The 19,541-nt window shown below is 71.8% G+C and carries 20 protein-coding genes; 6 read left to right on the forward strand and 14 right to left on the reverse strand.

Features of this window, described 5'->3' with window-relative positions:
- The first annotated feature begins 11 nt into the window (after window positions 1-11).
- Window positions 12-1,277: an aminopeptidase gene (locus tag ACLF3M_RS10565; protein ID WP_430656880.1), complete on the forward strand. Its 1,266-nt coding sequence runs from the start codon at window positions 12-14 to the stop codon at window positions 1,275-1,277.
- A gap of 257 nt (window positions 1,278-1,534) precedes the next feature.
- Here ACLF3M_RS10565 and ACLF3M_RS10570 read toward each other — a convergent pair whose 3' ends face one another.
- A complete protein-coding gene (locus tag ACLF3M_RS10570; protein WP_430656881.1) occupies window positions 1,535-2,710 on the reverse strand; it encodes a CynX/NimT family MFS transporter in 1,176 nt (391 codons plus the stop codon).
- A gap of 154 nt (window positions 2,711-2,864) precedes the next feature.
- Here ACLF3M_RS10570 and ACLF3M_RS10575 point away from each other — a divergent pair, with 154 nt between their 5' ends.
- Complete coding sequence (locus ACLF3M_RS10575; RefSeq protein WP_430656882.1) at window positions 2,865-3,836, forward strand: tripartite tricarboxylate transporter substrate-binding protein; 972 nt, start codon at window positions 2,865-2,867, stop codon at window positions 3,834-3,836.
- Window positions 3,837-4,021: 185 nt separating this feature from the next.
- On the opposite strand, the gene ACLF3M_RS10580 is transcribed toward ACLF3M_RS10575, so the two are convergent.
- From ACLF3M_RS10580 to ACLF3M_RS10635, 12 genes are all read right to left on the reverse strand, one after another.
- Window positions 4,022-4,348: a hypothetical protein gene (locus ACLF3M_RS10580; RefSeq protein ID WP_430656883.1), complete on the reverse strand. Its 327-nt coding sequence runs from the start codon at window positions 4,346-4,348 to the stop codon at window positions 4,022-4,024.
- A gap of 82 nt (window positions 4,349-4,430) precedes the next feature.
- Window positions 4,431-4,625 carry a CsbD family protein gene (locus ACLF3M_RS10585; protein ID WP_430656884.1) on the reverse strand — a complete coding sequence of 65 codons (195 nt, stop codon included), beginning with the start codon at window positions 4,623-4,625 and terminating at the stop codon, window positions 4,431-4,433.
- Between the two features lie 155 nt (window positions 4,626-4,780).
- Window positions 4,781-5,515, reverse strand: a complete 735-nt coding sequence (locus tag ACLF3M_RS10590; protein ID WP_430656885.1) for an SDR family NAD(P)-dependent oxidoreductase — start codon at window positions 5,513-5,515, stop codon at window positions 4,781-4,783.
- A 5-nt stretch (window positions 5,516-5,520) separates the two neighbouring features.
- Entirely contained in the window at window positions 5,521-6,462 is a 942-nt protein-coding gene (locus ACLF3M_RS10595) for a Bug family tripartite tricarboxylate transporter substrate binding protein (RefSeq protein WP_430656886.1), read from the reverse strand.
- A 19-nt stretch (window positions 6,463-6,481) separates the two neighbouring features.
- Window positions 6,482-8,065, reverse strand: a complete 1,584-nt coding sequence (locus tag ACLF3M_RS10600; protein WP_430656887.1) for a GMC family oxidoreductase — start codon at window positions 8,063-8,065, stop codon at window positions 6,482-6,484.
- Window positions 8,065-9,051, reverse strand: a complete 987-nt coding sequence (locus ACLF3M_RS10605; protein ID WP_430656888.1) for a Bug family tripartite tricarboxylate transporter substrate binding protein — start codon at window positions 9,049-9,051, stop codon at window positions 8,065-8,067. Before ACLF3M_RS10605 ends, ACLF3M_RS10600 begins: the two co-directional genes overlap by 1 nt.
- A 50-nt stretch (window positions 9,052-9,101) precedes the next feature.
- Window positions 9,102-9,284, reverse strand: coding sequence for a hypothetical protein (locus ACLF3M_RS10610; RefSeq protein ID WP_430656889.1), 183 nt, complete (start codon window positions 9,282-9,284; stop codon window positions 9,102-9,104).
- 3 nt (window positions 9,285-9,287) lie between these two features.
- A complete protein-coding gene (locus ACLF3M_RS10615) occupies window positions 9,288-10,370 on the reverse strand; it encodes a malate/lactate/ureidoglycolate dehydrogenase (RefSeq protein ID WP_430656890.1) in 1,083 nt (360 codons plus the stop codon).
- Between the two features lie 110 nt (window positions 10,371-10,480).
- Window positions 10,481-11,581 carry an ABC transporter ATP-binding protein gene (locus tag ACLF3M_RS10620; RefSeq protein WP_430656891.1) on the reverse strand — a complete coding sequence of 367 codons (1,101 nt, stop codon included), beginning with the start codon at window positions 11,579-11,581 and terminating at the stop codon, window positions 10,481-10,483.
- A gap of 64 nt (window positions 11,582-11,645) precedes the next feature.
- Window positions 11,646-12,548 carry a carbohydrate ABC transporter permease gene (locus ACLF3M_RS10625; RefSeq protein ID WP_430656892.1) on the reverse strand — a complete coding sequence of 301 codons (903 nt, stop codon included), beginning with the start codon at window positions 12,546-12,548 and terminating at the stop codon, window positions 11,646-11,648.
- 1 nt (window position 12,549) lies between these two features.
- On the reverse strand, window positions 12,550-13,485 hold the full coding sequence (locus tag ACLF3M_RS10630; protein WP_430656893.1) for a carbohydrate ABC transporter permease: 936 nt from the start codon (window positions 13,483-13,485) through the stop codon (window positions 12,550-12,552).
- A 61-nt stretch (window positions 13,486-13,546) separates the two neighbouring features.
- The gene (locus tag ACLF3M_RS10635; protein WP_430656894.1) at window positions 13,547-14,905 is read right to left on the reverse strand and encodes an ABC transporter substrate-binding protein; all 1,359 of its coding nucleotides are present in this window, start codon (window positions 14,903-14,905) and stop codon (window positions 13,547-13,549) included.
- A 195-nt stretch (window positions 14,906-15,100) separates the two neighbouring features.
- On the opposite strand from ACLF3M_RS10635, the gene ACLF3M_RS10640 reads away from it, so the two are divergent.
- A complete protein-coding gene (locus tag ACLF3M_RS10640; protein ID WP_430656895.1) occupies window positions 15,101-16,474 on the forward strand; it encodes a DUF2382 domain-containing protein in 1,374 nt (457 codons plus the stop codon).
- A 63-nt stretch (window positions 16,475-16,537) separates the two neighbouring features.
- Complete coding sequence (locus ACLF3M_RS10645) at window positions 16,538-17,146, forward strand: hypothetical protein (RefSeq protein WP_430656896.1); 609 nt, start codon at window positions 16,538-16,540, stop codon at window positions 17,144-17,146.
- On the opposite strand, the gene ACLF3M_RS10650 is transcribed toward ACLF3M_RS10645, so the two are convergent.
- A complete protein-coding gene (locus ACLF3M_RS10650) occupies window positions 17,143-18,033 on the reverse strand; it encodes a substrate-binding domain-containing protein (protein ID WP_430656897.1) in 891 nt (296 codons plus the stop codon). The two genes, ACLF3M_RS10645 and ACLF3M_RS10650, sit on opposite strands and share 4 nt — an antisense overlap.
- Window positions 18,034-18,117: 84 nt before the next feature.
- Here ACLF3M_RS10650 and ACLF3M_RS10655 point away from each other — a divergent pair, with 84 nt between their 5' ends.
- Together ACLF3M_RS10655 and ACLF3M_RS10660 are read left to right on the forward strand one after the other, a co-directional pair.
- On the forward strand, window positions 18,118-18,822 hold the full coding sequence (locus ACLF3M_RS10655; RefSeq protein ID WP_430656898.1) for an ABC transporter permease: 705 nt from the start codon (window positions 18,118-18,120) through the stop codon (window positions 18,820-18,822).
- Window positions 18,822-19,538: an ATP-binding cassette domain-containing protein gene (locus tag ACLF3M_RS10660; protein ID WP_430656899.1), complete on the forward strand. Its 717-nt coding sequence runs from the start codon at window positions 18,822-18,824 to the stop codon at window positions 19,536-19,538. Before ACLF3M_RS10655 ends, ACLF3M_RS10660 begins: the two co-directional genes overlap by 1 nt.
- The last annotated feature ends 3 nt before the right edge of the window (window positions 19,539-19,541 follow it).

The following is a 19,541-nucleotide window of genomic DNA, read 5'->3' on the forward strand; positions in this document are numbered from 1 at the left end:
AAGGCAGACAGATGCCCGATGACATGATGGCCGGCACCTCGTTGGAGGCGCGGCTCGACAGGCTCGCCATGCTCGCGGTGAAGGTCGGCCTCGGACTCCGTCCGGGGCAGGAGATCGTGTTGACCGCGCCGATCGAGGCCATGCCGCTCGTGCGCCGCATCGTGGAGCACGCCTATAGGGCCGGCGCCACGCTGGTCACGCCGCTCATCTCCGACGACCAGGTCGCGCTGGCGCGCTACCGCCACGCCCACCCCGACGAGGCCTTCGACGTCGCGCCGGGCTGGCTGTTCAGCGCGATGGCCGAAGCCTTCAAGGGCGGCGCCGCGCGGCTCGCCGTCGTCGGCGACGATCCCACGCTGCTGTCGAAGGAGGATCCGGCGAAGGTCGCGCGCGCCAACAAGGCGCGCAGCATCGCCTATCGCCCCGCGCTCGAGCTCATCACGGGCTTCGCCATCAACTGGAACCTGGTGCCCTGCGCGACGCCGGGCTGGGCGCGGCAGGTGTTTCCGAACCTGCCGGACTGCCAGGCCGTCGACCGGCTGTGGGACGCGATCTTCGCGGCCTGCCGCGTGGACGCGGCGGATCCCGTGGCGGAATGGGCGCGGCACAACGCGACGCTGCATGCGCGCTGCGACTTCCTGAACGGCAAGGATTTTCGCGAGCTGCACTTCCGCGGCCCAGGCACGGACCTGCGCGTCGGGCTCGCCGACGGCCATCTCTGGTGCGGTGGCGCCGAGGCCGCGAAGAACGGCATCGTCTGCAACCCCAACATCCCGACCGAGGAAGTCTTCACCACGCCACATGCGCTGCGCGTGGAAGGCGTCGTGCGTTCGACCAAGCCGCTCTCCTACCAGGGCACGCTGATCGAGGACATCGCGGTGCGCTTCGAAGAGGGCCGCATCGTCGAGGCGAATGCGTCCAAGGGCGCCGAGGTCCTGACCAAGGTGCTCGGCACCGACGAAGGCGCGGCGCGGCTCGGCGAGGTCGCGCTGGTGCCGCATTCCTCGCCCATTTCCAAGAGCGGGCTGCTGTTCAGCAACACGCTCTTCGACGAGAACGCGGCGAGCCACATCGCCCTCGGCCAGGCCTACACGACCTGCCTGCGCGACAGCGCGGGGGTGCCGATGGACGAGCTTGCGAAGCGCGGCGCCAATGCGTCGCTGATCCACATCGACTGGATGATCGGGTCGGGCAGCGTGGAGGTCGACGGCGTGACCAAGTCGGGGGCGGTGGAGCCGCTGATGCGCGCCGGCGAGTTCGTCGCCGGCCCGGTCTGAGCCGACCGGAATTTTACGACTTTAAGGTTTTGGGATTTTAGCCTTTAGGCGCTTGGGGCGGCGGCCTTCGGACAAAAGCCCGTCCCCGGGCCGGCCGCGCAACATTCCCTGAGCGCGCGGTCAGGCCAACCGACCGGACAGGCGCCTGCAGACGGATGGACAGGCTCAAAGAGCGCTGCGCTGGCCGCAGCCAGGCCGTTCGTTCTTATTATGTTCCCTCACGACACCAAGGTCCAGCCAATTCTGGTCGCGAGATCCTATCGCCGGCCGGCGCCCGGCGCCGCGCCGCTGATGGCCTGGAACAGCCCGTAGGCCGGCAGCATCGCCGCCACCAGCAGCGCCGTGAAGAGCAGCGGCGCGGACGGGCTGCCCGTGGCGTCCTGCAGCCAGCCCGCCGCGGGCGGCATCAGCGCATGCCCGACATAGAGCCAGGTGTAGAAAAGCCCGAGGCCGAGGGCCCGGCTCTCCGGCCGCAGCGCCTGGGAAGGCAGCGACATGATGACGCCGACCGGCAGGCCCATCAGCAGCCCCGCCTCGATCAGCGCTGCGCCAGACATCCCGGCGCCCAGCGCCAGCGCCACGAGGCAGGCGGCCCAGCCCAGCGCGCCGATGGCCATCAGCATCGCCGGCCTGTTCCAACGCTGCGCCAGGATGCCGCCCACCTGCACCGATCCCGCAGCCAGCCAGGTAGCGATGCCGATAAGGAGGCCCACGGCCGTCACGGAGAGCCCCTCGCCCGCCAGGAAGGTCGGCGCGAAGCCGAACATCACGCTGAAGGAGCCGTTGAAGATCCCCCAGATCGCGCCCGCCAGGCAGACCAGCACGACCTCCCGCGGCGCGATCGTCGCCGCGGCCGACGCACGGCTGCCGTCATTCGGGTGCTTCGCATAGGCAAGGCCCACCAGGAGCAGCGCGCCGAGCGCCAGCGCGGCCGTCGCCGCGAGAGCGGCGCTCCAGCCCGCGAGGCCGGCCAGCGGGCCCAGCAGCAGGGTGGCGAGCCCGACGCCGATCGGGAAGGAGTTCACGAACACCGCCATGGCCAGCACGATCTCCCGCCGGCCGGCGAACCAGTCCGTCACCATCTTCGACATGAGGACGTTCAGCAGCACGGCACCGAATCCCGACACCAGGCGCCCCGCCGCCAGCGCGGCGTAATCCGACGCCCATGCCGTCAGGAGACCGCCGGCGACCATCAGCACCAGGCCGAAGCCGACGACGCGCTTGTCACCGAAGCGGCGGCCCAGCGCGGCACCCGGCAGGGCCAGCGCCATCCCCGGCACGAAATAGAGCCCGATCAGCGTCCCGAGGTCGGCGTAGTCGAGGCCGAGCTGCGCGACGAGGTCGGGCGACACGGAGGCGACCGACTGGAACTGGAACCCCAGGCTGGTGCGGGCCACCGTCAGGACCGTGAGCGCCTGCCAATGCGCCTGCATGCTCTCTCCTCCCCGGACGAACGGCCTGACGCGGGCAGGCCGCGCGAGCCTGCCCGCTTCCGCCGGAAGCGGCCAGCGAACACGCCTTCCCCGCGAGCGGCCGATCCATCACCATCCCGCAAGGCCCGCCCCGGCGGCCGAGGAGGAACGCGCCATGACACGCCTCGCCCGCCGCGCCGCGCTCGGCGCGCTGGCCGCCGCCCTGCCCGCGCTCGCCCGCGCCCAGCTCGCGCGGCCCGTGCGCATCCTGGTGGGCTTCGCGCCGGGCGGCCCCTCCGACGTCGTCGCGCGCCTGCTGGCGGAGGGACTGCACGCCCAGGGCCATGCGCCGCAGGCGATCGTGGAGAACCGCACCGGCGCCGGCGGGCGGCTTTCCATGGAGGCGACCGCCGCGGCGCCGCCGGACGGCACGACAATGGTGGTCGGGCCGGCCTCGCTCGCGACCGTCTATCCCGCGGTCTATGGCCGCGCGCTGCGCTACGACCCGCTGGTGGACCTGACGCCGGTCACGCCGCTCTGCACCTATCCCTTCGTGCTGGCGGTCGGCGCGGTGCATCCCGCACGCGACGTCGCGGGGCTGGTGGCCTGGGGGAAGGCACAGGGCGGGCTCGCCTGCGGCAACCCGGCAGCGGGGTCGATGCCGCATTTCCTCGCGGTGCAGTTCGGCCTGACGACGGGCGTGGCGATGACGCATGTGCCCTATCGCGGCTCGGCGCCCGCGGTGCAGGACCTGGTCGGCGGCAACCTGCCCTGCGCGATGGTGACGCTCGGCGCGGTGGCGGAGCTGCACCGGACCGGGCGGATCCGGGTGCTGGCGATCTCGTCTGGCCTGCGCGCGGCGAACCTGCCCGACGTGCCGACCTTCGCCGAGCAGGGACAGCCCAGCCTGACGGCGGAGGAATGGATCGGCCTGCTGCTGCCGGGCCGTGCGCCGGCGCCCGTTCTCACCGCGCTGCATGCCGCGACGGCGGCCAGCGTGCCGACGGCGGAATTCCGCGCGGGGCTGGCGCGGCTGGACTACCCCGCGCTGGTCATGGCGCCGGACGCCTTCGCGCAGCGTATCCGCGCGGAGCAGGCGTATTGGGCGCCGATCGTGCAGGCCTCGGGGTTCCGGCCGGAGGATTGAGCGGACGCCGCTGCGAAGGTCTCGGAACGCCGACGACCCGCGCGACAGGAGCTCTGGGTCGAACCTGCCCCTAGCGGTCTCGCCGGCCGGGCCATCGCGTAACCGGGCGGGCCGTCGCCGAGCTTTGGCGACGGCCCGAAGGCAGCGGCAGCGATCGCGGCCGCCGCGCGCCGGTCATGCAGGTCTTACTTGCCGCCGCTGTTGGTATCGCCGGTGATCGTCGTGCTCGGCGAAACGCTCGGGGCCGGCGCACCGACACCAGGGCTCGCGGGCGTGGCGACGCGGGGAACGCCCTGGGCGTTCAGCGGGGCGCCTGAGTTCGCCGAGCCGCCGAGCGAATCGGTCGAACCGGTCCCGCTGATCGGGCCCGAGCCGGGGGTGACCCCGCCGGGAGTCGGGTTCGGGACGATGATGGTGGTGGTGCTGCCGGTCGTGCCGGTGCCCTGAGCGAGGACAGGCTGTGCGACGATGGTGGCGGCGACGAGCGCCGCAGCGGCGATCTTCGATATCATCTGGCTCTCCGTGTGATGGTGGCCTGCCGGCCAGAAAGTCGGTTCCGCCCGGCGCGGACGCGCTGGGCCGGGAGACGAGCGACTAGATACGGTCCTTGCCGTCCACCGCGTCACGCACGGCGTCCTTGGCGCCGCCGACGGCGTTCTGCACCTTGCCCTTGGCCTTGTCAGCGCGCCCCTCGGCTTCGAGTTTCGCATCGCCGGTCACCTCGCCGGCGATCTCCTTGGCAGTGCCCTTGATCTGGTTGCCGATGCCCTTCAGGCGGTCCTTGTCCACGCGTGGTCTCCTGCATTGCGGCGCGCCATTGCGCCGGCAGGTCGGAACAACGCCGGATTGGGAAGCAGGTTCATATCCGCGCGGGCATATCCGCGCGTCGGTTCATCTCACCATCGCGCAGCGCATCGGCCGGGATCGCTCGCCGCAGGCCGGCGTCACGTCTCCGCGCCGCCGTTCACGCCGAGCATCTGGCCCGTCAGATACGCCCCGCCGTCGCTGACCAGCATCCGCACCACCGCCGCGATCTCGGCCGACGTGCCCATGCGGCCCATCGGGACCTTGGCGAGGTAGCTGTGCCGGTGCGTCTCCTTGCCGGGCTGGTCGTCGTCGGCGGCAATGGGGCCGGGCGAGATCGCGTTGACCGTGATGCCCTGCTTCGCGAATTCCTTGGCCAGCGCCTTGGTCAGGCCCCAGAGGCCGTGCTTGGCGACGGAGACCGGCGCACGCCCCGCGTATCCATGAATCGCGTTCATGCCGGTGAAGTTGACGATCCGGCCCCAGCCCTGCGCGGCCATGCCGGGGATCAGCGCCCTGGACAGCCAGATCGCGGCCTCGAGGTCCACGGACATGACGCGGCGCCAGTCCTCGGCGGTGGAGTCGAGGAAGGGCTTCAGCGGGCGGAGCGCGGCGTTGTTGACCAGCACGTCCACGGTGCCGAATTGCGCGAGCGCGGCGGCGGCGATGCGGTTGCACTCGGCTTCGCTGCCGACGTCGCCCATCACGACCAGCGCCTGCGCGCCGAGCGCGCGGCATTCGGCGGCGACGGACTCCGCCGCGGCGCGGTCGCTGCTGCCGTTGACGACGACGTTCATGCCGTCCTGCGCAAAGGCGAGTGCGATGGCGCGGCCGATGTTGCGGCCGGCGCCGGTGACCAGGGCGGTGCGGGGCATATCTGTCAATCCAGCGGGATGTTGTGGGTGCGGATGACGTCGCGATACTGCGCGACGGTCTCCTCCATCAAGCGGGCCAAGCCATCCGGCGTCGATGAAACCGCGCCGGCGCCGGTGCCTTCGACCGCGCTGCGGTAGTCCGGCGAGGCGACGGCTTCGACCACCAGCGCGTTCAGCCGAGCGACGACGGGGGCGGGGATGCCGGCCGCGCCGCAGAGGCCGAGCCAGCCCGCGGCGACGAGGTCCATTCCCTGCTCCGTCAAGGTCGGGATGTCGGGCGCGACGGAAAGCCGCTCCGGGCTCGTCATGCCGATGACGCGGAGCTGGCCGGATTGCGCGATCGGCATGGTGTTGACCAGCGGACCGACGAAGAACTGCAGCCGGCCGGCAATGAGGTCCTGCAGCACCGGCGGCGTGCCGCGGTAGGGCACCTCCTGCATGGCGATGCCGGCCTTGGCTTCGAAGATGCGCGCGACGAGGTTCGGCATGGAGCCCGCGCCGACATGGCCGAAGGCGATGCCGTCCGGGCGCGAATGCGCCAGCGCGACGAAGTCACGAAGGTCTTGCGCGGGCAGCGTGTTGGGGACGGCGATCGCGTAGTAGGCGCGGGTGATCTGCGAGATCGGCGCGAGATCCTCCAGCCGATAGGGCCGGCTGCCCAGCGTGTTCAGCGCGTCGATATAGGTGCAGAGCAGCAGCGTGTGGCCGTCGCGCGGCTGAGACAGCACGTGATCGAGCGCGATGCGGCCGCCGGCGCCGGTGCGGTTCTCCACGACGATGGGCTGCGGCAGCTGCGCGCGCAGGCGCTCCGCCACGATGCGGGCGGGGATGTCGGTCGGGCCGCCGGCGGGGAAGCCGACGACCAGGCGGATCGGGCGGGACGGCCATTCCTGCGCAGCGGCGGGCAGCGCCAGCAGCAGCGCGGCAAGCGCGGCGAGCATCCTCATCGGGCCATCCTTTCGCGTGTCACGCGGCGCGGCGGATGAAGTCGGCGCAGCGCTCGCCGACCATCAGCGCGGCGGGCTGGATGTTGGGCGAGGGGATCAGCGGGAAGACGCTGGCGTCCGCGATCCGCAGGCCCTGGATGCCGCGGAGCCGCAGCGTCGGGTCCACCACGGCGCGGTCGTCGGAGCCCATGCGCGCCGTGCCGCAGGGGTGGAAGACAGTGCCGGCGGTGGCGCGGATGCTGGCCTCGATCGCGGCGTCGTCCTGCGCCTCGGGGCCGGGGCGAAGCTCCGCCTCGACCAGGTCGCGGAAGGGCGGCAGCGACGCGAGCTTCCGGCAGAACCAGGCGGCGCCGAGCATGACGCGGAGGTCGTTCGGGTGGTCGAGATAGTTCGGCTCGATCACCGGCTTGTCCGCGGGATCGGGGCTGCGCAGCGTGATCGTGCCGCGGCTGTCGGGGCGGCAGGCGCCGTAGTTCAGCATCACGCCGGGGAAGTCCGACAGGCCCTTCATGTAGTCGAAGGTCGCGAAGTTCACGAAGAGCAGCTGCGCCTCGGCTTCCTCGGCGCCGGGCGTGACGCGCAGGAAGCCCGTCGCCTCGCCGGCGCCGATCGCGAGCGGGCCCTGCCTGCGGATCAGCCAGTCCAGGCCGATGGCGGCCTGCTTCACCCGGGACTGCAGGATCTCGTTCAGCGTGCCGCAGGGCTTCGTGCGCCAGATGAACTTGGCGATGAGGTGGTCCTGCAGGTTGCGCCCGACATCGGGGTTGTGCGCGACGACGTCGATGCCGAGGGACCGCAGCGCCTCGCCATCGCCGATGCCGGAGAGCATGAGGAGCTTCGGCGTCTCGATCGCGCCGCAGCTCACGACGACTTCGCGGCGCGCGCGGAACTCGCCCTGCGCCGTCGCGACGCCGATGCAGCGCGTGCCGTCGAAGAGCAGGCGATGGACCTGGATGCCGGTGCGGAGCTGCAGGTTGGCGCGCGACATCGCGGGTTTCAGGTAGGTGCGCGCGGAGGAGGAGCGGAAGCGGCCATCCACGTTGAGCTGGACCGGGCCGACGCCCTCGATCGAGCCGCCGTCGTTGACGTCGCGGAAGCGCGGCAGGCCCGCGGCGACGCTGCTGTCGACGAAGGCCTGCGGGGCGGGGGCGAGGCGGCGGGGCTCGATCACCTTGATCGGGCCCGACGTGCCGCGCGCGTCGGAGGGTTCGCCGAGCCAGGTCTCCATGCGGCGGAAGAAGGGCGCGACCTCCTCATGCGACCAGCCGCGCGCGCCGGCCTGCGCCCAGCGGTCGTAGTCGTGCGGGCTGCCGCGCAGGAAGACGAGGCCGTTGACGCTGCCCGAGCCGCCGAGCACGCGGCCGCGCGGCCAGTGCATGGCGCGGCCGTTCAGCGACCGGATGGGCTCGGTCATGAACTTCGGATCGTAGATCCCGCTGCCGTAGAGCCTGGCGTAGCCCGCGGGCAGGCCGACCCAGGGGGATGAGTCGGGCGGGCCGGCCTCGAGCAGCAGGACGCGGGTGGATGCGTCCTCCGACAGGCGCGCGGCGACCACGCAGCCCGCGCTGCCGCCGCCGACGACGATGATGTCGGCTTCTTCCATCACGGCTCCAGCTTCACGCCGGTGCGGTCCACGACCTGGCGGAACTTCGCGAGTTCCGTGCGGAAGAAGGCGGTCGCGTCGGCTGGCGTGTTGGGCCGCGTCCAGGGCGCGACGCCGGCGACGAGCAGGCGCTCGCGCAGGGCGGATTCCGCGATGGCGGTGCGGACGGCCTGGTTGACCTGCTCGACGATCGGCGCGGGCATCCCCGGCGGCCCGATCACGGCGAACCAGTTCTCGAGGTCGAAGCCCGGCAGCGCGCCCTCGTTCAGCGTCGGGATGTCGGGGAAGGAGGGAAAGCGCTCGAGCCCCGTCACCGCAACGCCGCGCACCCGCCCGTCGCGCACCTGGCCGGCGGCGGAGGCCAGCACCGCCACGCCCCATTGCGTCTCGCCGCGCGCGATGGACTCGACCATCAGCCCGCCCGATCGGTAGGGCGCGTGGGTGAACTTGCCGCCCTGGCCGATGACGCTGGCCAGCATCTCGGCCGAGAGATGCGGCATGGACGCGACGCCCGACGACGCGAAGGGCAGCGTGTCCGGCGGCGCGGCGCGCAGGCGCGCGACGACGTCCTGCACGGACCGCTCGGGGAAGCCGGGCTGCGTCACCAGGATCATCGGGCCGGTGCCGACGATGGCGATGTGCGTGAAGTCCGCCATGACGTCGTAGCGCGTGCCGCCCTGCACGGCGGCCGGCGCCAGCGCGTGCGACGAGGCCTCCACCAGCATCAGCGTGTAGCCGTCGGGCGGCTGGCGGCGCAGCCAGTCGCTGGCGATGATCCCGGCGGCACCCGGGCGGTTCTCCACGACGACGCGCCCGCCGGTGCCGAGCGCGGGGCCGAGCCGATCGGCGAGCAGCCGCGCCGTCACGTCGGTCGAGCCGCCCGGCGCGAAGCCGGTGGCCAGCGTGATCGTGCGGTCCGGGAAAGCCAGCGCTGGTGTCGCGAGAAGCGCGAGCGCGGTGCCGAGCGCGGCGCGGCGGGTGATCATCCTGTCCTCCCCAGTCATTGCCGCGACAGAAGCGCCGGCGCGGCGCGGGGTCAACGATGTCGGATCGGCACGGGGTCCGTCCGCGCCCAGTCCGGCCAGCCGACGCTGCGCTCGATCGTGACCAGGACGACGGCGACGACGAGCACCACGCCCAGGATCGCCAGGTGGTTCCGCGAGGGCGGGTTGCGGAACCACTGCGACAGCCGGATGAGGAGCCGCGTCAGCGGGTCCATGGCTCAGTCGGGCTGCGCGACGCCGAGGCGCTGCGCGGTCGCGATGATGCCGGCCCAGGTGTCGGGCTGCAGCGGCACGCCATTGGCCAGCCGGTCCGCGCGCGTCGCGGCTTCCTTGTCGCCGGGGGCGATGACCGTCTCGCCCGGGACGGGGTTGGCGGAGAGCACCCAGTCCACATAGGCGCGGCCGGTGGCGTGGAACTCGGCCTCGGTGCCGAAATGGCTGGGCGAGATGTAGAAGCTCAGCATGCCGTTGGCGATGCGCGTGCGCGCCGTGACGGGCCCGCTCGTGCCGCCGCCGGTCAGCGCGCCGGCCAGCATCTCGCACATGAAGGCGAGCCCCGATCCCTTGTGCTCGCCGAAGGCGCGGATGGCGCCCTGGCCCTTGGTGACGTCGCGCGGGCCGACCGCGCCGTACTCCCCGTAGAGCGTGTGCGGGTCGCCGGAGAGGCGGCCATCGGGCTCGACCAGCGCATTTGCCGGCAGCGGCTTGCCGCCGTTTGAGGCGACGAGGACCTTGCCCTCCGCGACGAGCGAGGTCGCGAAGTCCAGCACCAGAGGGCGGCCGGGCAGCGGCACGCCGACAGAGAAGGGCGCGGTGGAGAAGCGGCGGTCGGTGGCGCCGAAGGGCGCGACGAGCACGCTGCCCGCGACGTTGACGAAGTGGACGCTGATCAGGTTGGCGCGGATCGCGGTTTCGGCGTAGTCGCCGACGCGGCCGATATGGCCGGCGTTGCGCAGGCCCACCACGGCAATGCCGTGCTGCCTCGCGCGTGCGATGCCGAGCTCGACGGCCTGCGGCGCGACGGTCTGGCCGAAGCCGAACTTGCCGTCCACCAGCGCGAAGCAGCCGCCATCGGTGACGACCTCGGCGGTCTGCCCCTTCAGGACATAGCCGGCCTCGCACCATTCGACATAGCGCGGCACGCGCGCGACGCCGTGGCTGTCATGGCCGGCGAGGTTGGCGCCGAGGAGATGGGTGGAGATGCGGGACGCCTCGGCTTCGTCGCAGCCGACGGCGCGGAAGATGGCGGCGACGTAGGCGCCGAGCCGGGCGGCGTCGACGAGGACGGAAGGGGGAGCCATGGGGTTGGTCTCGAACCTGGCCCCCTCCCCAACCCTCCCCCGCAACAGCGGGGGAGGGGGAAGAAGGGGAGCGGGGGAGGGGGAAGAAGGGGAAGCGGGCGGAGACGCGGCTACAGGACCCGCCCGCTCTCGGGATCGATGATGTGCATGTGGTTGAGGTCGGCGGCGACCTGCATGGGGCGCCCCGGCTCGGCCGGCGTCGTCGGGTCGATGCGGCTGCAGACCTCGTGGCCCTGCAGCCAGAGATGCAGCAGCGTCTCCATCCCCATGGGCTCGATCACCTCGGGCGTCAGCTCGAAGACGGAGATGTTCTGGCGATCCAGGTTCTTCGGCTCGGTCAGGTGCTCCGGCCGGATGCCGAACAGCACTTCCTTGCCCGCGACGGGGCTGTAGCGTCCGGTGCGCTCCTCCGGCACGGGAAGCACGATGCCGTTCGGCAGGTTAAGCCGCAGCGCGCCCGAGCCGTTCTCGACGCGGGCGGGGATGAAGTTCATCGCGGGGCTGCCGATGAAGCCCGCGACGAAGCGCGTCTTCGGGTGGTGGTAGAGCTCCTGCGGGGGCCCGACCTGCTCGATCACACCGTGGTTCATGACGACGACGCGGTCGGCCAGCGTCATCGCCTCCACCTGGTCGTGGGTGACGTAGACCGTGGTGGTCTTGACGGTCTGGTGGACCTTCTTGATCTCGGTTCGCATCTGCACGCGCAGCTTGGCGTCGAGGTTCGACAGCGGCTCGTCGAAGAGGAAGACCTTGGGGTCGCGCACGATGGCGCGGCCCATGGCGACACGCTGTCGCTGGCCGCCCGACAGCGCCTTCGGCTTGCGTTCCAGCAGCGGCGTGATGTCGAGGATGCGTCCGGCATTCTCGACCCTCCGCTTGATCTCCTCCTTCGGGAATTTCCTGAGCGTCAGGCCGAAGGCCATGTTGTCGTAGACGCTCATGTGGGGATAGAGCGCGTAGTTCTGGAACACCATGGCGATGTCGCGGTCGCGCGGCGGGATGTCGTTGACCACCGTGCCGCCGATCGCGATCTCGCCGGAGGTGATCTCCTCGAGCCCCGCGATCATGCGCAGCGTCGTGGACTTGCCGCAGCCCGACGGGCCGACGAGCACGACGAATTCGTGGTCGGCGATGTCGAGGTCGATCCCCTTGACCGCCTGCACGCCGCCTTCATAGGCCTTGACGACCTTGCGGATGGATACCTGCGCCATTCTTCCTCCTTGACCGGCCGATCACGCCTCCACGCCCGTGGCGCTCCGGCAATCGGACGGCTGCTCAGCCCTTCGTCGCGCCGGCAGTCAGGCCGGCGATGTAATAGTCCATCAGGAAGGCATAGACGACGACCGGCGGCAATGCCGCCAGCAGCGCCCCCGCCATCAGCTGTCCCCAGGCGAAGGTGTCGCCGCGGATGAGCTGGCTCACCACGCCGATCGTCATCGGCATCTCGGCCGGGGAGGAGATGAAGGCGGTGGGATAGACAAAGGCCGCCCAGGACACGGTGAAGGCGAAGATCGTGGCCGCGATGATCCCCGGCAGCGCCACGGGGATGAAGATCCTGAACAGCATCTGCATCCAGTTCGCGCCGTCGATCAGCGCGGCCTCGTCGAGTTCCTTCGGGATGGAGGCGAAGTAGCCGATCATGATCCAGGTGCAGAAGGGGACGGTCAGCGTGGGATAGACCAGCACCAGCCCCCAGGCATTGTTCAGCAGCCCGACCGAGCCGACGATCTGGAAGAGCGGGATGAAGAGCAGCGTGTCCGGCACGAGGTAGGTGAGGAACACGCCGGTCGCCAGAACCTGGCTGCCCCAGAACCGCATCCGCCCCAGCGCGAAGGCCGCGAAGACGGAGATCACCATCGTCACCGCGACGACGGCCAGCGTGACCTTCACGCTGTTCCAGAAGAAGCCGCGGAACATCTCGCTGCTCAGCAGCGCCCAGTAGTTCTCGAGCGTGGGGTTGCGCACCCACCACGGCGTCCGCGCGCCGAGGTCGGCGATCTCGGCGCTCGTCTTGAGGCTGGTGATCAGCATGTAGAAGGGCGGCGCGAGCATGAAGATCGCGGCGATCGCGAGCGAGACATAGGCCGTCCAGAGCGCCCAGCGCCGCTCGGCGCGCAGGCTGCCGGCCTTGTGGTAGATCCCGGGAAGGCCGCGGTTCGTCGAGGCGGTGGCACTCATGCTACGCCTCCTCCCTGTTCCGGCGGTTGACGCCGCGCAGAACGAAGAAGGCGATCACGGCCAGGATCGGGAACATGAAGAGGCTGACCGCCGCGCCGCGCGGGATGTTGCCGGCCAGGATGCCGACCTGGAAGGCGTAGGAGGCGAAGACATGCGTGAGGTCGCGCGGCCCGCCATTGGTCAGCACCCGCACGATGTCGTAGTTCGCGAAGGTGACGATCAGGCTGAACAGCACGGTGATGGAGATGATGTTGCGCATCATCGGCAGGGTGATGTAGCGCAGCCGCTGCCAGGACGTGGCGCCGTCGATCGCCGCGGCCTCGTACAGCGCCTCGGGCACCGACTTCAGCGCCGCGAGGTACATGATCATGAAGAAGGGCGCGCCGTACCAGACGTTGACGATGATGATGGAGATGCGCGCCCACCAGGGCTGGCCGAGCCAGGGGACCGAGGGCACGCCGACCACGTTCAGCAGCCAGTTCACGGACGAATAGGTCGGCTCGAACATCCACCACCAGCCCAGCGTGGACAGCGCCGGCGGGATGACCCAGGGCACCAGCAGCATGCCGCGCCACTTGCGCTGCCCCTTGGCGGGGATGTGGTGCAGCATGTGGGCCAGCCAGAAGCCGATCAGCGCCTTCGCGATCACCGCGGTGACCGCAAAGAACACGGACTGGAAGATCACCAGCCGGAAGGTCTCGGATTCCAGCAGGATGGCGAAGTTCTCGAGCCCGATGAACGACGTCATCCGGCGGCTCAGCATGGACAGCCAGATCGCGTAGCCCGCCGGCCAGAGGACCAGCCCGCCCATCACCGCCATCAGCGGCAGGGTCATGAGGAAGGCGATGGTGGATCGCCGTCGGGCGAAACGCTTCAGCGACGAGGTGCCGGATGGCGCCTCGACCCGTGGGACCGCGAGCGTTGCGCCGTCGGCCATCCCGGACTCCCTGCTTGCTTCGTGGGATGCCCGGGGGCGGGCCCCCGGGCATCGGGCAGCGCTACAGGCCGCGGCGCATGTTGTTGATCTCGCGCTCCGCCCAGCCCAGCGCGGCGTCCATGCTCTCGCCGCCCTGCGCGATGCGCGCGATCAGCTTCGTGTTCACGCCCTGGATGTACATCTGCTGCGCCAGTTCCGGAGGCGCCGGCGAGAAGGCGATGGACTGCCGCGACTGATGGTGCGGCTTCACGGGGTAGTTGAAGGCGAAGCCGGTGGGCGGGCCCTCGGTCTCCCAGATCTTGAAGTCGGTCATCGTGTCGAAGGGCGGGATGTCGTAGCCCGAGCTCTTGTTGGTGATGGACTCGACGTTGTCGCGCTCGCTGATGAATTCCAGGAAGGCCTTGGCCGCGGTCTTGTTGCGGCTGAAGCTCCAGATGCCCGTCGTGTAGGGCAGGTATGCGTTGAAGCGGCCTTCCGGCCCGGCCGGCATCGGCGCGTACCAGCAGTTCGACGCGACCTGCGGGGAATCGCGCTTGGCGACCGCCCAGGCCGACGGCGGGTTGAAGATCAGCGCGGACTGGCCGGAGATCAGCGCGCGGTTGTTGGACGCGTCGTCCCATGCCCAGACGTCGTTCGGCAGGAAGCGCGACAGGCGCACGGCGTAGTCCACGGCCTGGCGAAGCTTGTCGTTGCCGCGCACCGTCGGCTCGCCGCGGGCATTGGTCATGAAGGCGCCGTAGCTGTTGAACAGCGCGCCGACCCAGTCCACGGCGTCGGTGAACTGGCCCATGGGAAGCCCGAACGGCACGCCCGCCTTCTGGCAGGCCTCGGCCGCGCGCAGGAAAGTCTCCCAGTTCCAGGTGTCCGCACCCGGGCCGCGCTCGGCGCGCGCCGGCCACATCGCCTTGATATCGATGCCGGCATGCTGCTGGAACAGGTCGGCGCGGATGCAGGCCGGCTTGTTCTGCGTGCCCGAGGTTGCGGGGATGCCGCGCCAGGCGCCCTGGCGCTTGGCCAGGAACTCGGCCACCGGATTGATCGGGCCGTACTTCGCGATCAGGCGCTGGATCACGTCGTCGCAGGGCTCGAGCTGGTCGGCATAGGCACCGGGATCCCACGGCGTCAGCGAGATCGCGTCATGGCCGTTGCGCGCCTGCGCTTCCGCCGCCGCGGTGAGCTGGAGCTGGTTGCCGGTGGTGTTGATGAAGTCGAGCTGGACGTTGACGCGGTTCCGCTCGCCCCAGCGCTGGCCCAGCGCGGTCAGCGCGTCGTTGCCGCCGGGAACCCAGTGGTCCCAGAACGCGATCCGAAGATTGCCCGCCGCACCTTGTGCGTGGACCATCGGGGCACCCAGCGTCCCCGCCGCCAGAACTCCGGCGCCGGCGCGCAACGCGGCGCGGCGGCTTACTTCCCTGGCCATCTCCCGTAATCCTCCTGCATGGCCGGCCTTGGTGGCCGTGCCTGTTTCAGTAAGCGAAATTAGGCACCGAGTCTCGCCCGCCGCAAGTCTCGCCGCGCTTGACGCTTCGCGGAGCGCCGGAGACCCGTTCCGCCCGCGGCGCGGGAACAGCCACCCGCCGGGCCCGTTCTGCCTGCCACCATCGGACGCCCGGCCATGACCGATCCAGGGGCGGGCGAGGAACTCGCCCGCCTGCCCCTCGCCGAGGAGAGGCTGCGCGTCAGGCGGCGGCGGCGCGTCACCGGGCGCGTGCGCGTCACGGTCTCGACGGCGGTGGAGCAGCGCGCGCTGGACGACGTGCTCCGTCATCGCCGCGTCGACGTCGAGCGCGTGCAGGTCGGGCGCGAGGTGGAGGCCCCGCCGCCCATCCGGCAGGAGGGGGCGACGGTGATCATCCCGGTGCTCGAGGAACGCTTCGTCCTCGTCCGCCGCCTGGTGCTCGCCGAGGAGCTCCGCCTGCACCTCCGCGAGGAGGAGGAGGCGGTTTCGGTCCCGGTCGGCATCCGGCGGGAGCAGGTGGCGGTGGAGCGTTTCGCCCTGCCGCCCGACAACGACCAGCAACATGATTCAAGCCCAGCGGAGGATTCCAGAATGAACCGTACCCTGATTGCGCTTTTCGACAGCCGCGCCGAAGCCGACCGTGCCGCCGACGCGCTGCGCGGGCTGAACGTCCAGGCCTCCGGCGTCCGCGTGCAGCACGCCAGCGGCGAGCAGGGCTGGCTCCCCGAGGATGACCGAGCCACCTGGCAGGAAGGGCTGCGCCGCGGCGGCGCGTTGGTCGTCGCCGAGGTCGAGGAGCGCGGATTCGAGCTCGCCGCGAATGCCATGGAGGCGGCGGGCGCGGTGGACATCGAGACCCGGGAGGCGGAGTGGCGGAGCCAGGGCTGGACGGGCGGCAGCGCCGCCGGCCTCGCCGCGGGCGCGCCGGACGGCGCGCCGGGCAACCCGCCCGGCACCATGGCGAGCCGCGCCGTGGACCAGGTCGCCGGCACCAACATCTCCGGCGCGCATCCCGAGAACGAGGCGACGCGGGGCCGCGCGACGGCCTCCGGCACGACGGGCGCTGGCCACGGAACCGCCGCGGGTGGGACCGGGGGCGCGACCAGAACGGCGGCTGCCGGCGCGACCGGGCGCGAGGAGACGATCCCGATCGCCGAGGAGCAGCTGCGCGTCGGCAAGCGCGTCACCCATGCCGGCCAGGTGCGCGTGCGTTCCTATGTCGTCGAGACGCCGGTGGAGGAGCAGGTCCGGCTACGCGAGGAGCATGTCCGGGTGGAGCGCCGGCCCGCCGACCGCGCCGCGACGGGCAGCGACGCCGACCTCTTCCGCGACCGCGTGATCGAGGCCGAGGAGAGCACCGAGGAAGCCGTGGTCCAGAAGGACGTCCGCGTCACCGGTGAGGTCGTCGTGAACAAGGAGGCGACCGAGCGCACCGAGACCGTGCGCGACAAGGTCCGCCGGACCGAGGTGGAGGTGGACAAGAACGCCGCCAACGATCCGAAGCGTCGCGGCGGCAAGGGCGCGGCCTGACGGCGCGGGCCGGCGGGAACCCTGGCGGCGCGTGGCCGTCACTCACCGTCAGGGAGACCCGCCATGGCCCGCATCGTCACCGGCACCTTCAACACGCGTGAGGAGGCCGCGCGCGCATCGGATGCGCTGCGCGGCCTTTCCTTCGTGCGGCGCGTCGCGCTGCACGAGGAGCCCGCCCAGGGCGTTCCGCCCGCCACCGACGACGCGCCGGGCGGGGAACCCGGGCTGCCGGGACTGCTCGATGCGCTGTTCCTGCCGCGCGCCGACCTCGCCGCGCATCGCGAGGCGATGCGGCGCGGGCACGTCGTGGTGAGCGCCGAGGTCGAGGACGGGCGCGAGGAGGATGCGGTCCGCGCGCTGGACGATGCCGGCGCGATCGACCTCGACGAGCATGAGCAGGCCTGGCGAAGCGAGGCGCCGGGCCCCGCGGCGTCGGAGGGCGCGACGCAGGGCGGCGGCGCGATGCCGGGCACGGGCGGGATGGATGCCGAGAGCGCGCGGCGCGTCGCGCAGGGCGGCCGCGCGGAGACGCCGATCGGCCCGCGCGACCCCGTGAAGGAAGCCCGCCGCGACCCGCCGATCGGCCGCGCGCGGTCCTACGCCATCGACGCGCCATTCGCCGAGGAAGCGGATCCGACGCTGACCGGGAACGAGGGCGGGGGGATGCCCTAGATCACGAAGGCGACGCTTCCCGTGCGCGCGACGTCGTAGCCGCCGAGGCGCTCCGCGCGCTGCCGGAAGGCCTCGCCGCGCGCGAAATCGAGCAGTGCCTGCAGCGGCGGCGCGAACCAGTCGCGCGGGCGGGCGACGAGGTCGAAGCGCTCCCTGACCAGCGGGATAAAGACCAGGCCCCGCATCATCGCCTCCGCCCGGATGCCGAAGCCGGCATCGGCGCGGCCTTCCGCCACCGCAGCCGCGACCTCGTCCTCGCTGGCGGCGGGCGTCGCCAGGAAGCGCAGCGCGTCGAGCCTGAGGCCCGCCTCGGTCAGCAGGTGGATCAGCAGGAGATGGCTGCCCGCCCGGCTCTGCCGCCCCGCGACGGTGACGCCGGGCCGCGCGAGGTCCTCGATGCGTGCCAGGCTGCGCGGGTTGCCGGGCGGCAGGATCAGCCCCTGCTCGCGCCAGGCCCAGGTCAGGCCGGCCAGCGGCTCGCCCGGCAGCTCGGCGCGCACCGCGCTCTCGTTCCAGCCCGCGGCGTCGGGATCGGGGATGTGCACCGCGGCCGCGACGGCACTGCGGTCGGCGAGCGCGGCGAGGCCCTCCAGGCTGCCGCCGGTGCGCACCGCGAGGCCGCAGCCGGACTGGCGCAGCGCCCAGTCCAGCAGCGGATCGTGGCTGCCCGCCAGGATCGGCGGCGCGGCCAGGCGGGCTTCCGGCGCCTCGGCCTGGCGGGCCAGCCAGAGCATCAGCGCGGCGCGGGGAAAGAGCCACTTGCCGCCGAGCTGCGCCGCTGGCAGTCGCCGCCCGCGCGCGAGGTCGTAGAGCGCGCGTTCCGACAGCCGCAGCAGGGCCGCGGCCTCGCGCAGCGTCAGGATCTCGGGCTGGGGCCCGGCAATCATCGGCAGTATCCGGCAGGAACCGACATGTCCTCTAGGCGACGGGCGTTGCCGGCGCCAGATGCCGGTGGTTAGACCCCCGGGACGATGTCGGACCTTTCCAGCGCCTTCGGATTGGCGATCGGGCTGATCGCGGGGGCGGACCCCGCCCTGGCCCGCATCGTATTGCTGTCGCTGCAGGTCTCGGTGACGGCGGTGGCGATCGGCGCGCTGGCCGGGCTGCCGCTCGGCGCGCTGCTGGCGGTGGCGCGCTTCCCAGGGCGACGGGCGGTGATCGTGGTGCTGAACGCGCTGATGGGGCTGCCGCCGGTGGTCGCGGGGCTGGTGATCTACCTGATCCTCTCGCGCAGCGGGCCGCTGGGCTCGCTCGGGCTGCTCTTCTCCCCGACAGCGATGGTGATCGCGCAGGCCGTGCTGGTGGCGCCGATCCTGGCCGCGCTGTCGCGCCAGGTGCTGGAGGCGCTGTGGGAGGAATATGCCGAGCAGCTTCGCAGCTTCGGCGCGGGCACGCTGCGGTCCGTGCCGACGCTGCTCTGGGACGGGCGGCTCGCGCTCTCGACCGTGCTGCTGGCGGGATTCGGGCGTGCGAGCGCGGAGGTCGGCGCGGTCATCATCGTCGGCGGCAACATCGACGGCTTCACGCGGGTCATGACCACCGCCATCGCGCTCGAGACCAGCAAGGGCGACCTGCCGCTGGCGCTCGCGCTCGGCCTGGTGCTGATGGCGATCGTGCTGGCCGTTAACGCGCTGGCGCAGGCACTGCGTGCCGCGGCCGAGAGGCAGGCCGCGTGATGCGCGACGTTGCCTCCGCCCTGCCGCTGGTGGTGCGCGACCTGCGCTACGAGGCCGGCGGCGTCGCGATCATCCGCGGCCTCGACCTGGTGCTGGAGGCCGGCGCGCCGACGCTGATCCTCGGCCCCAACGGCGCGGGCAAGTCGGTGCTGCTGCGCCTGCTGCACGGGCTGCTGACGCCGACCGGCGGCGCGGTGACCTGGGCCCTGCCGGCGGAGGAGGCGCGGCGCCGCCAGGCCATGGTCTTCCAGCGCCCGGTGCTGTTGCGGCGCAGCGTGCTGGCGAACTGCATCTATCCGCTGCGGCTCGCGGGTCTGCCCGACGCCGAGCGGGCGACGGAGGAAGCGCTGGCGCGGGTCGGCCTGGCGGGTCTCGCGGGGCGGCCGGCGCGCAAGCTCTCGGGCGGGGAGCAGCAGCGGCTCGCGCTCGCGCGCGCCTGGGCGATGCGGCCGGAGGTGCTGTTCCTGGACGAGCCGACGGCGGCCCTCGATCCCGCGGCGACCCGACAAGTGGAAGCGATCGTGGCGGCGATCGCCGCGGGCGGCACAAAGGTCGTGATGACGACGCACGACCTCGGCCAGGCGCGGCGGCTGGCGGGGGATGTCGTGCTGTTGCTGCGCGGCATGGTGAATGCGCGCGGGCCGGCCGATGCCTTCTTCGACCGGCCGCCCACTGAGCAGGCCGCTTCCTTCCTGCGCGGCGACCTCGTGTGGTGAGCG

This window comes from Falsiroseomonas sp. HW251 (assembly GCF_050563545.1).
Taxonomy (GTDB): Bacteria; Pseudomonadota; Alphaproteobacteria; order Acetobacterales; family Acetobacteraceae; genus Falsiroseomonas.